At 38.2% G+C, this 12,532-nt stretch carries 10 protein-coding genes and 1 CRISPR repeat array; of the genes, 6 read left to right on the top strand and 4 right to left on the bottom strand.

What is annotated here, in order from left to right; translation table 11 throughout:
* The first annotated feature begins 186 nt into the window (after positions 1-186).
* Positions 187-333, top strand: coding sequence for a hypothetical protein (locus tag ACP6PL_RS20640; RefSeq protein WP_426547152.1), 147 nt, complete (start codon positions 187-189; stop codon positions 331-333).
* 40 nt (positions 334-373) lie between these two features.
* Here ACP6PL_RS20640 and ACP6PL_RS20635 read toward each other — a convergent pair whose 3' ends face one another.
* From ACP6PL_RS20635 to ACP6PL_RS20625, 3 genes are all read right to left on the bottom strand, one after another.
* Entirely contained in the window at positions 374-2,458 is a 2,085-nt protein-coding gene (locus tag ACP6PL_RS20635) for an FAD-dependent oxidoreductase (RefSeq protein ID WP_426547151.1), read from the bottom strand.
* Between the two features lie 323 nt (positions 2,459-2,781).
* The gene (locus ACP6PL_RS20630) at positions 2,782-3,231 is read right to left on the bottom strand and encodes a hypothetical protein (protein WP_426547150.1); all 450 of its coding nucleotides are present in this window, start codon (positions 3,229-3,231) and stop codon (positions 2,782-2,784) included.
* 173 nt (positions 3,232-3,404) lie between these two features.
* Complete coding sequence (locus tag ACP6PL_RS20625; protein WP_426547149.1) at positions 3,405-5,312, bottom strand: GTPase family protein; 1,908 nt, start codon at positions 5,310-5,312, stop codon at positions 3,405-3,407.
* A gap of 268 nt (positions 5,313-5,580) precedes the next feature.
* Between ACP6PL_RS20625 and vapB the strand changes: the two genes are divergently transcribed.
* Positions 5,581-5,802, top strand: a complete 222-nt coding sequence (gene vapB / locus ACP6PL_RS20620; protein ID WP_426547148.1) for a type II toxin-antitoxin system VapB family antitoxin — start codon at positions 5,581-5,583, stop codon at positions 5,800-5,802.
* A gap of 94 nt (positions 5,803-5,896) precedes the next feature.
* Positions 5,897-6,938: a CRISPR direct-repeat array (repeat unit 37 nt; unit sequence GTTTCAATCCCTAATAGGGATTTTAATTAGTTTAAAC).
* A gap of 335 nt (positions 6,939-7,273) precedes the next feature.
* On the opposite strand, the gene ACP6PL_RS20615 is transcribed toward vapB, so the two are convergent.
* A complete protein-coding gene (locus tag ACP6PL_RS20615; protein WP_426547147.1) occupies positions 7,274-8,332 on the bottom strand; it encodes a vWA domain-containing protein in 1,059 nt (352 codons plus the stop codon).
* A 702-nt stretch (positions 8,333-9,034) separates the two neighbouring features.
* Here ACP6PL_RS20615 and dprA point away from each other — a divergent pair.
* The 4 genes from dprA (at position 9,035) to ACP6PL_RS20595 (ending at position 12,394) form a co-directional block, all read left to right on the top strand.
* Positions 9,035-10,177, top strand: a complete 1,143-nt coding sequence (gene dprA, locus ACP6PL_RS20610) for a DNA-processing protein DprA (RefSeq protein WP_426547146.1) — start codon at positions 9,035-9,037, stop codon at positions 10,175-10,177.
* A gap of 280 nt (positions 10,178-10,457) precedes the next feature.
* Complete coding sequence (locus ACP6PL_RS20605; protein ID WP_426547145.1) at positions 10,458-10,961, top strand: hypothetical protein; 504 nt, start codon at positions 10,458-10,460, stop codon at positions 10,959-10,961.
* Between the two features lie 295 nt (positions 10,962-11,256).
* Entirely contained in the window at positions 11,257-12,096 is an 840-nt protein-coding gene (locus tag ACP6PL_RS20600; RefSeq protein ID WP_426547144.1) for a lysophospholipid acyltransferase family protein, read from the top strand.
* A gap of 163 nt (positions 12,097-12,259) precedes the next feature.
* Positions 12,260-12,394, top strand: coding sequence for a hypothetical protein (locus tag ACP6PL_RS20595; RefSeq protein ID WP_426547143.1), 135 nt, complete (start codon positions 12,260-12,262; stop codon positions 12,392-12,394).
* The last annotated feature ends 138 nt before the right edge of the window (positions 12,395-12,532 follow it).

The following is a 12,532-nucleotide window of genomic DNA, read 5'->3' as shown; positions in this document are numbered from 1 at the left end:
GATCGCTACTTAGTATAACCTTGGACGGAAAAGATACCAAATGGGTTCTATAGAGGAGCAAGTTTTTTTGATAACTAATTATCCGGACATGATATTACAGCGTATTCCACCTTGGTGAGGTACACCCACGCGAGCAAGATGCTCGCACTGGATAGATTTAATAATTAATATCTGTACTTCATCTACTTGGAATCTGCTGTAATATTCTACCAAATTGGAAAAATTGCTGTAATTTTTGATTGTGGTGCATCAGAATTATTTTTGTTACGAGAAATGGCAATGGGAGCATCTTGCTCCCGTGTCAAGAAACCGGGTTTGTCCCCAAATATTTAAGTATTTTCAAATATACAATACAAACCCGGTTTCTCGTAATTTAATCAATGCCGTATTGCGATCGCAACACCAAATACAATATCCTAGACAACTCCCGTCGTTTCAAAGGTTGACTATCTAGAGGTGTACCAGAATTACCAAATAATTGATACACATCAAAATCTCCACTTTTACCAATAATAAATGCTAACTGCTCCCGCGTACATCGTAAGTTTGGTGCAAAATATCCATTTCCAATCCCCGAAACAATACTTTTTGCTGCCATAGTTTCAACTGCACGATAGGCAAAATGCTCCTTCGGTACATCAGTAAAAGTCGGAAACTGAGGGTTAAGCCACTCAAAACCCATCACATTTACCACCGCTACCGAAACAACTGCTCGGTTTACCGTTCCCTCTGGATTAAAATATAAATGATTGTAATTTTCTGTCCTGACAAAACCTGCCGTCGCCAGAATTTGGATCGCCTCAAAATCAGGGTCGTCATGGGCAATATCATTATACCAGAATAGAGGAATTTGATTGCGAGTTAACAAACCTTGAAATTTATAGATGAGTCGTTTATCTGTCGCAATAGTCCGCACATCCACTCCTTCATTCAGAGCAAAAGCAGCTAAATGACCCCCCGCTTCCCCGATCGCCCACTCAACTGCGTGCATCCGATATACAGAATTACTCAAATGGGTTGTACCAATACTTTTCGCCGATAATATCAGATTATCTGTACTAATAGGTATCATTGCTTTTAACGGAATAGTAAAAGGTAAACATTTCATCTCCTCTTTACTATTGAAAATAAGATGGTTGGGGTTATCAGTGGGATGAATATCAAACAACGCATAATGACCAATCCCAACACTATCATCAAAAGTTCGCCCCCGTGCTTGCTCCCCATAATATTGTTGGGCAGTATCTTGATAAAGAATAGTTGTTAATGCTATCCCTCGTCTTGCCTCCCTGATATAGGGTTCCAGAGCAATACCATCATTCGTCCAACTTAGATCGCCCCGTGGTTTTAACTCCCCTACCTCACCTATTAATGGCCAGTTGTTGGTTTTCAGTGTTTGCGACTGTAAATAATGGATGTAAGCTTGAGTATATTCCCGTGCTTCCTGAATATGTTTTTGGCGATCGCTCCGACTTACCCCTACCAGTAAACCCAGTATATAATCATTCGACTCATAATTCAGGATAGTCACATCGCCATTACTGGTTGTTGGGATGTAACCCTCTTTGAAACGTTTGATTCGGCGATAAGTAAAAATGGCAAACCGCTCAAAAAATGCCCGCCCTTGATAACTGCTGGTAAATTTATCTGTCTGTAACCAAGGTTCGACGCCATAACCTTCTGGTTTACCGATGGGAACACCTCCACCCTGAGCAGTTTTTTCCACAGCGGCGCAAAAAGTAATTGACTGCTGACATTCGGGAAAAGCTGTTTGGGGTAGCAGTGGTTCACCCGTATCATTTTGTGATTCTTGTCCGACTCGCGACTCAATATTTCCCAATTCTAACAAGTCGCCCAAGTCTGTCGCTTCAATAGTAATTTGAGCGTTGACTGTGAACTGTATATCGTTTTGCACATCCTGAAATACAACACCTGTTACTTGTCGCCGTTCATCAGCAGACTGACTAAACAAAATTTCTACAGGTTCGGCAAAGGGAATAATGGTTAAGTTGCCATTGTTGAGAAAATCTTGGATAGCTTCATTCAGGGCTTGTGCCATAACTAGAGTTGTTGTGGCAAAATTACTTACCCAACCCCCACCAGGGTTATCAATTTTGTTACCATTAACTGGTTGTAGTTCCCGACTACGTTCGCGGAATAGCCATTGAGTCTTGGAGAAAGCATATTTGTCTCTATCTACCTTATCTCCATATATTTCCCCTGGGTTAAATTTTGGATCTAATTGAGGGTCATCGGAAGCAGGTAATGCTTGGGTAGTAAATTGTCCGCCTAATAATTGTTTGGGTTGGACAAGGCAAACATTTGCCCCTGCTTTAAGTGCACCCAAGGTTGCCGAATATGCTGCAGTGGAACCCCCCACTATTAATATGGGGAATGAGAAAATTTGACCGTCGGTTGGTCTGGTAAAAAAGCGATCGTCTAGAATACCGTTGCTCATAAGGATTTGGTTTTAGGATTTTCAGAGATTAGACTGACACAGCTAATTTTGTGCAAAATTGTAGGGTGTGTTAGATGGCTTAAATTCAAACTATGAAACGGATTTAGCAATCCATCGTAACGCACCATTTAAGGTGTGTCAATCCAGTAGTGTTGGTTCAGTAGGGTGCGTTTCGGCTAAGAGCCGACATGAAAAGGCGCTTACTACAAACTACGGTTGAACTATCAAAATTACATTGCGCCGTAACGCACCATTTATTTGTGGCGTGCTGCGGTGTGTTACGCTTCGCTTTTCATGTCGCGCAGCGAAACACACCCGACTACTTACTCATCATCGTCATCGTCATCATCATCATAGTCATCATCGTCATCGTCATCATCATCATCGTCATCGTCATCATAGTCATCATCATCATCATCATCATCATCTGAAGCTAACTGAAAATTAATTATACTTCCATCTTGGCGAGTAATAGATATACCATCAAAATCATCATCGTCATCTTCTCCAACTACTGTTACTTCTTTTCCCACTAATAAATTCGTGAGTCTCCCATCATCAAGATAGACTAAAATTTTCCTTGTCCCATCATCAACCATAAATTTATCGCCCGAAATTTCTATCACTTGCCCGGAAATAGTCACATTGCGATCGCGTTGTAAATCTCCAATAGTATTTTTAGCAAGACTGGGCTTAGCAATAATAATACCCATCCCTAGAGTTATTACTGCTATTAAACCTTTTTCTATCTTACCAACTTTAATAAAATTCATAGCAATCATCCTTCGATAAATGGTTCAAAAAAGTATATACAGCAACTGTTTTAGCAGTTAGGAGATATTATAGCTCAAATCGACATAGTTGTGGCATGATGCGATGCATTGCCGGATTTGTCTGGAAAAATTTAGGTATTGTGAATATATAATACAAACCCGGTTTCTAGTGCTTAAATTTTCAAATAATTCTCGAACCTTTCCCGCAATTGTTCAACAGTTAAATTCTGCATCCAATACTCAACTAAAGCATGACCAAATGCCCAAGCGTTACGGTCTGGTGAAGAGGGATTTTCTAATAATAAAGGCCACAATGCTAACAGGTCAAAACTACCCAAATTTGCATCCCCACTCAATAGGGAAAACAAATCGTAAGCCATCTGTAATTTACCAATAACTACAGGCAAATCTTCTACAGGAATTTTTTCTGCTAGCACATAAGCTAAAGTTGGCGAACCGGTTGTCAAAGTAGCAATGAATTGCAACACCGGACTTTTCAACAAAGCAGTTAACCCTTGAGTAGTTGCCATTTGAAAAGTATAACGATCTATAATTTTTGCTGCTGCTACAGAACGAGCTTCGCGATCGCGCAAAAATCTAGCTAGACGTAGTTGTTTAGCAGGGGCAATAGCTTCTACGAGAGACAATGATATGGCATCAACATTCCAAGCATTTCTATTAATTTGAATATCCGCCGTCACAACAGGCAAAACTTGATTACAAAAATCTCCCAATATTTCTACCCGATATTGAGTCGCTTCCCGAATAGACTTTTCCTTCGCACGTTTGCCAAAAACCCAATCATAAGGTGGTTCCCATTCTCGCATCGGACGTAAACGGTCAACTTGCGTCATCATCACAATAGCAGGTAAATCTGTAATTTCCTGTTTCATGTCTTGGAGAAAATCTACATCCATTTGTAGCGCGGGGTCGAGAGCAGGAGTAACTAATAACAATAAATCAGCAGTTTGAGCATAGTCAAGCACTAATTTTCGCAGGTCAGTGCGGTTAGCTTGTTCGTAACCAGGGGTATCCCAAAGATTGAGAGTTTCTCCCATTTCAGTTTGCCACTGATAATTTTTAATTTCATCTGTACTCGGCAAAACATCCACTTCAGCGCGGTCAGCTTGAAATAGAGTATTAATTAAACTACTTTTACCTGCTCCCGTGCGCCCCACTAACAAAATATTAACTGGTTTTTGCTCAACAGTTTCCGCAGGTTCAGCTTTTGCCAGAATTTGTTCCAGGGTTTGAGTTTCTGCTTTCGGGAGACTCGGAATCGGAATAGCAGACTCAGAAAATTCTAAGTTGCTACCTCCATAAAGAGCGATCGCCTGTCGAGATAAATTTCGCAACGCCACTTCCCGCAATATTTGACTGAAATTTACCAACAATTCCTGGTTTGCTTGTTCGCTGTAACGGCGACTAGCGACTTTAGCTGCTGCTGCTACGGGGTTAAGTAACCATTGCGCCCAACCCCAAGCTTGGAAAAGTTTCCGAGCAGAGGGTTCTAATTTCCGGTAAATTTCATATCCCTGATATGCTTGACCAACAGTTATTTGATTCAAAGTAGGGGATAATTTTTGCATCCATCTGTCTACATCATCAACAGTACCTCGAATTAAACCGTAAGCTTGAGGGATGTAAATATTGAGTAAAGGATATTTGACTTCAGGATGGTAAGCATTAGCAACGGCAACTACAACTTCTTGGCAACGTTGCCAGAATATTTGCCAGTCTTCCCAGAATGGGGGGTCGTTACGACATGATTTGAGAATTTCTTGGAGGGTAGTTTCTAGTTGTTTGGTAGCTTCGTTTTCTATGGGTGGGGTTGTCGTGTTGTCTGTGGTGGGAATTTGTTTGTTAACTTCTGCTATTACCTCTTCCATTTGTGAAACTGTAGGTCGAGTCCATTTGACCAGCAACCAACGCCAACCCACAAAGACAAGGGCAAATATTCCCCATATCCAGTTGATACCCCAACTATTGATTTGTCTGCCAGCGGATATCATTATGAAGGCGACTACAGCAAGTAGGGGAATAGCGAGTATTGCTAACTGCCATTTTTTTAGTTGTATCATGTTGTATATATTAAGTTTGTCTATATCTATAATAATAAGTCCGGTAGGGTGTGTTTCGGCTAAGAGCCGACATGAAAAGGCGCTTACTACAAACTACGGTTAAGCTATCAAATATTATATGCGCGGTAACGCACTGTTGAACAGTTTATATCTATTACGTTGTATGGCAGTGCGTTAAATTTCATTTTCATGTCCCGCAGGGAAACACACTCTACTAAAATTACTATATATGATATTATTTTTAAATAAATTATGTCTAACAAAAATTATGAATACCGATCTAGCTTTGTGGAAAATTGTTATTAATCTACCTGAATCTCTGAAGACTGAATTATTGCATTATGCAGAATATTTACAAGAAAAATATCCAAATAATAAACAATCCACAGAAAAGATAGAAACTGTTCGGGGTTATGGTAGTTGGGCAGGTCAAATTATTATGTCAGATGATTTTGATGAACCATTAGAAGATTTAGCGGAATATATGTAATATGAAATATCTTTTGGATACTCATGCTTTTCTTTCGTATTTACTAGGTGATACTAATATATCAATTAAAGTCAAGAATATTGGTGTATACTGTGTTTCAATCCCTAATAGGGATCTTAGTTAGTTTAAACCCTGCTATAAGTGCGGTGAAATGTGGGATTAGCGTTTCAATCCCTAATAGGGATTTTAATTAGTTTAAACATATAGTTAAAGGTCGATATCTGCTTACTTGGCTTGGTTTCAATCCCTAATAGGGATTTTAATTAGTTTAAACTGTCCTGAAGGGATTCAATCATCTCTGCCATAGTGTTTCAATCCCTAATAGGGATTTTAATTAGTTTAAACCTCTGGGGTGGGATAAGCATATGTTCCCGAAAGCGCTTGTTGTTTCAATCCCTAATAGGGATTTTAATTAGTTTAAACCAGATAGTATTAGCGACTGCGGGGAGCTGGGGGTTTCAATCCCTAATAGGGATTTTAATTAGTTTAAACGCCTACTTTTAGTAGATTGCCTATTACAGATGAGTTTCAATCCCTAATAGGGATTTTAATTAGTTTAAACCTTCTGAATTGATTGAAGTATCAACGCCAACACCGTTTCAATCCCTAATAGGGATTTTAATTAGTTTAAACATATTTTATTATTGCTATCTGAATATAATAGGTTAGTTTCAATCCCTAATAGGGATTTTAATTAGTTTAAACATCATCGTATATTTCTTCTTTTACTTTATTTTTTTCTATGTTTCAATCCCTAATAGGGATTTTAATTAGTTTAAACCTAAGAATTAATGTCGCTGTATCACATCCAAACGTTTCAATCCCTAATAGGGATTTTAATTAGTTTAAACAGATTTACTGGGAGCAAGAAAAACAAAAAGAACGTTTCAATCCCTAATAGGGATTTTAATTAGTTTAAACATATACAATTAAAAATTCAGGAAGTAGATTTAGGTTTCAATCCCTAATAGGGATTTTAATTAGTTTAAACAATGAAATACAATAAGGAGAAAAAATAATGAGCCTGTTTCAATCCCTAATAGGGATTTTAATTAGTTTAAACTAGCAATAGGTATTTACTCTCTTGAAGCTTGAGTGAGTTTCAATCCCTAATAGGGATTTTAATTAGTTTAAACAGCAGGGTTGTGGAAACCAGTCTATATTTAATTTTCAAGGTACATTTGCGCGGGACATGAGTAAATATAGCATTTCGAGCCACAGCTTGACAAGAGGCATTCCAAAATAAAACGCCATAACCATTACCACATAAGCATTTGGCAAACTGCGCGAATCACCTTAACACTCCTTCTAGTTCAAACCTTTTCCCAAACTCAACCTCAGCCATTTTTTTGCACCTCCTCTCTTGTACAGCTACCCATCCGCGCAAATAACCTAATTTTACTAGCCCAATAATTCAAAAATTGCCTACTTTTTCAGTCAGGGATTACTTCTCAATTCTTAATTCTCAATTCTAACCCCAGTCTTCCACCTCATACAAAAAACGAGTACCGCCAATCAACTTCCGATTCACCGAGGTACTCTGCACAAACACCATATATTTCTCCAAATTATTAGGTTTAATTCGCACTGTCGCCCCATGAGGCAAACCCAACATTTCCCGTGCAGCTTCTCCTTCAAACATATCTTCAGTTGCCCGATCCATTAAAATAATTTCTTTTTTCCCCTGAATAGTTTCTGTCTTTGTAAATTCATAAAAACCACGCCCTTTATTAAAAGTTAAACCATTTTCTAACACAAAACTTTTAATCGGTTTATTCTCATCCACTTCTAAAACTTGGAACCTTCCCGGCACAACTGCCCGTAAATCTGCCGACTCATAAACTGTTGTTTCTTCCCGGTTTAACATAGTATTAAAAATCTTACTTAAACCACGACTCATCCGCCCATTTTCTACAACTTCCTGTTCATAATTTTGCAATTGTTCGTCGGAAGATTGTTGATAACAAACTGCTAAAAATAGATCGTTAATATAAGCAAATTGGTCTAAATCAATATGAAAACCACCAGATTTTTCTGCTAATTCTTGATAAAATTTTGTGGCATGACGACGGTTTAATGCTTGCACTCCATATACTGCTATTCCCATATCTGATAATTTATTCAGCTCTTGTCGCCAATTTAGCCTTTGAGGATTTTGAGCTGGTGGGTGAGGAATATCATCTCCAATTAATACTAAAGATTTAGTTGCCTCAGTCGTCCAAGCCAAAGATTGAGCTTCATGTAATACTAATTCATAACATTCCGGCGCATCTCCTCCACCTGTTCTTTCTACCTTTTCCACAAAATTACAAATACTATTTATATCTTGAGATAATTCTAAGTGTTTAGTCACATAGGTAGAGGCGCGATCGCAATAATCTCCATGGGCAATTATTCCAATCCGAATACCAGGAATTTCTGAGATTAATCGAGTTACGGTACTTTTAATTTTTCGACGTACCTGAGTTAGGCAAGGATACATACTACCAGTCGTGTCAAAACTGAAAACTACTTCTATATTATTAGTCATATTTTTTACTCCAATTTTTGACAAAAATTCTACAAAAAATCCCTCGATTTCAGCCGATAAATTAGCTGCCACCAGTCAGATAAATTAGTTATATTTGAAAGCTTTCTTTTGTTTCCTATATATATAGTTTAACTAATGTTGAATAAAACGTCAAGAGAAGAAAGGAAAAAAATTGACCGTAGGGGTTTGTGAAGTCAGAAGTTATATTAAATCTGGATAATTACCATAGCCTAGTCGTTACAACTGGAACGGAGTGAAAGGAAGCAATCTCCTAAACCCCTGAGATTGCTTCCTTTCGTCGCAATGACGACTTTTAAACTGGATTATATATTTTAGAGCAGTTTTGATTTTAGTAGACAAAATAGGGACGTTCCATGGAACGTCTCTATAAGGGTTGTAGTTTTCAATTCCAGTGGGAGCATCTTACTCCCTTATAGCAGATTTAGGACATTGCTAAATGTTGAAACTGAATCAGGAATTACTTCTGACTTCTGAAAGGTTTCTTGGGTTTCGTTTCTTCAGCCAACCTACTGCTGTGACTGCCAGTTGTGTTAAAGTGGAAATAGTAGCCGATTCCGCGTTAAATTAATGGTGTTACAAATTATCTGATGAACCCGCCCCTGCCCCTAATGCACAAAATTAGCTGTGTAAGTTCACTACAATAAATTCAAAACTGAATCATTGCTCAAGGGGACAAAATAATTGACAGAAGAACGCGCCTATTGGTTAGCATGGGCAAAAATTAGCGGTATAGGTCCAATTGCTCTACAAAAACTCAAACAACAATTCGAGACCCTGGCCAGAGCTTGGACAGCAAGCTCGGCAGAATTAGGCCACATATCAGGGTTTGGCCGTCAAAAAATAGAAAAAATAGTCGAAGAGCGATCGCGCATCAACCCAGAACAACTCCTAGAAGAACACATTGAGAAAAACCCCAATTTTTGGACACCAGCAGATCCAGACTATCCCCGTCTCCTGCAAGAAATTCCCACACCTCCGCCTCTACTATACTATCGAGGCATAGTAGACCCCCAAGAAATACAAGGTATTACTCCCACAGTAGGAATAGTTGGCACCAGACACCCTTCCGAATATGGTCGTCGTTGGACTCGAAAAATAAGTTCAATTTTAGCAAAAAGTGGGTTTACAATTGTTTCGGGATTAGCAGCAGGAATTGACACAGAAGCTCATAGCGCTTGTCTAGAAGCAGGGGGAAGGACTATTGCTGTCTTCGGAAATGGAGTTGATATGGTTTATCCCAGGGAAAATAAAAGTTTAGCTGAACAAGTCGTTAAACAGGGATTAGCTGTTAGTGAATATCCGGCAGGAACTAAACCAAATTCAAAACATTTTCCCCAACGAAATAGAATTATTGCTGGATTAAGTAGAGCAGTTTTAGTTATGGAAGCTCCGCAAAAATCTGGTGCTTTAATTACAGCAGATATGGCGAATGAATTTTGTAGAGATGTTTATGTTTTACCCGCTCGCTTAGATGACGAAAAGTCCCATGGTTGTTTACAGTTAATTAATAAGGGCGCCGAGGTAATTCCAATTACTATGGATAGATTATTAGAAATGTTAGGAGCAATACCACCTTTAGATATCGATGTGGGAAAATCTTCGGAACAATTATCTTTATTTGAGGATAAAAAAACGAATTATATACCAGATTTAGAACCAATGTTATCTGAGATTTTTCAACATATTTCTACTGAACCTATTCTGTTAGATTTAATAATTCAAAAAACAGGTTTATCATCAGGGGAAGTTTCTAGTTCTCTACTACAGTTAGAATTATTAGGATTAGTGACTCAATTACCAGGAATGCGTTATCAAAAAAATTAATAATTAGTAAGAATTCAGCGGTCAGCTATCAGCTATTAGTTAATTGCGTTTAGAGTAGGAATTAGTATTGATCAATTTAGGGATAATTAAAAATATTGGAAAAAACTGACTTTGACTGAGAGAGTATATATTCATTATTTATGAAAGAGCTAATAGCTGAATGCTGACAATAATTATTTAATTTATCCGAGACATTTCCCCTTCTTTCTTCTTCCTTCCACCTTCTTACTTAAAAAGACATTTATCCTTCTTCCTTCCACCTTCTTCCTTCTTACTGAATATGTTAAATCCAAAATTATTACTATATTTTCCCTTCTTCCTTCTTCCTTCCACCTTCTTCCTTCCTCCTGCAACTGCTACACCTAAAGTTATTTTTCCCACCTGTCCTAGAAGTTCAATTTCCGAACTACCTCAACCTCCTTTATCCCAAACTAAACCAAGTATTCCTAGCCTATGGTTAACTCAAAATTTCTTTGGTGCTGAACTGCTTGAGACTTGGTTTGTTAACCCCGATGATACATGGGTAATTTTAGTAGTAAATCAATTAACTTGGCAAAAGCAAGAATATATGGATATTTATAAATTTATCAATCATTTTGGTAGCGTAGCCAGAGAATATGGTTATAATTTACAAATATGCCAACCCCGTCAAAAAAAACCAATTGCGGCTTACTTTTGTAACTTTGATACTGCTCCATTAAACTGTCATGTAGAAATTCAATCTAGATTCGGTAGAAGTTTATTTAGTCTACCCAAAAAATTTCCATTTCCCACCATTAAATAGTCAACAGGGGATGGGGAGATGAGGAGATGGGGAGATTCATATATTTGCACAATTTTTTGTATTTCATAGCTACTTTTTTGTAGAACTATTAATCAGCATTTAATGTCAAATAATTTTAATCCGCTATACTTAATACTATAGTAAATACCAACCGAAAATAAATACAAGTGCTGACCAAAAAATAATGTCTCAACCCTCTCCTTCCAAGGGGATAAAAAAAGTAGATTTCTGATTTTCATAGCCTACCTATTACAGGAAGTGCTGATAACTGATAACTGATAATTGATAACTGAAAATGACTGCTAATCAACAAAATATCCGTAAACCTTATGATGGTTGGTCATTAGATGACCGTGATCCAGAAGTAATTAAATCAATGATGCCATTGTGGGAATGGTTTTATCGCTATTACTTTCGTGTTCAAACTGATGGTTGGCATCATATTCCTGATGAGAAAATTCTTATAGTTGGCTCTCATAATGGCGGTTTACCAGCCCCAGATATGCATATGTGTATGTATGACTGGTTTAAGAGGTTTGGTCCAGAACGTTTGGTTTATGGACTAATGCACCAGAATGCCTGGTCTGCTTTCCCCAGTACACCCGTAGCGGTACAATGTGGAGCCGTTAGAGCGCATCCTAAAATGGCGATCGCTGCCTTCCAAAGAAATGCCTCTGTAGCTGTTTATCCTGGTGGTGGTCCTGATGTTTTCCGCCCCCATTCTATGCGAGATAAAATTTATTTTGCTGGACGTAAAGGCTTTATAAAATTGGCTTTGCGTGAAGAAGTGCCTATTGTGCCAATGATTTCTAATGGTGCCCATGATACTTTAATCATACTAGCAGATTTTTATGAACAAGCAAAGCAACTTCATGAGTGGGGAATACCTTGGTTATTTAATGTTGATCCAGAAGTATTTCCTATTTATATAGGTTTGCCTTGGGGATTAGCTATTGGACCTTTGCCTAACTTCCCCTTTCCAGTACAAATCCATACCCGGGTTTGTCCTCCCATTGTGTTTGAACGTTATGGACGTAAGGCAGCTAGCGATCGCGATTATGTTGATGCTTGCTATCAAAAAGTTCTCACCCAAATGCAGCAAGAATTAGACCAATTAATATTATCGACTTCATAGGGAGTAGGGGACCAGGGAGACATGATATAGAACCTATTTGGGATCAATGTCCGCAAAATTTTTGAGGCACTGAGTCGGTAGTGGGATAGAGGCAATACGAGAAAAAGGTTGAAAAATACTCCAATACGCCATTACGCCATCTACCCTACTTCCCCTTAATAAAATGGACGCTGAAAAAGACGATCGCTCAATAGCTGCTGAATATCATTCCGTCCAAAAAATTAACGGAAGGTCTGCTATTGGGAGTTTAAACCTACATTCCGCACCACAAGATGTAGTTTTTATAATAACCATTTAAAGCTTTGGCTAACAATAATTATAGAGATTATAAGTAAAAATAGATATTACATAAATAATGGATACTGTAATCTACCTTCTTTGTTGACATACTCCCGACGCTCCCTTACAGGAGAGCGCGGGATTCTTCAGCCAAGGA

This window comes from Dapis purpurea BLCC-M126 (assembly GCF_050015975.1).
Classification (GTDB): Bacteria; Cyanobacteriota; Cyanobacteriia; order Cyanobacteriales; family Microcoleaceae; genus Trichodesmium.
Note: the sequence above shows the minus strand (reverse complement) of the source record. Positions and strands in the feature narration are given on the sequence as shown.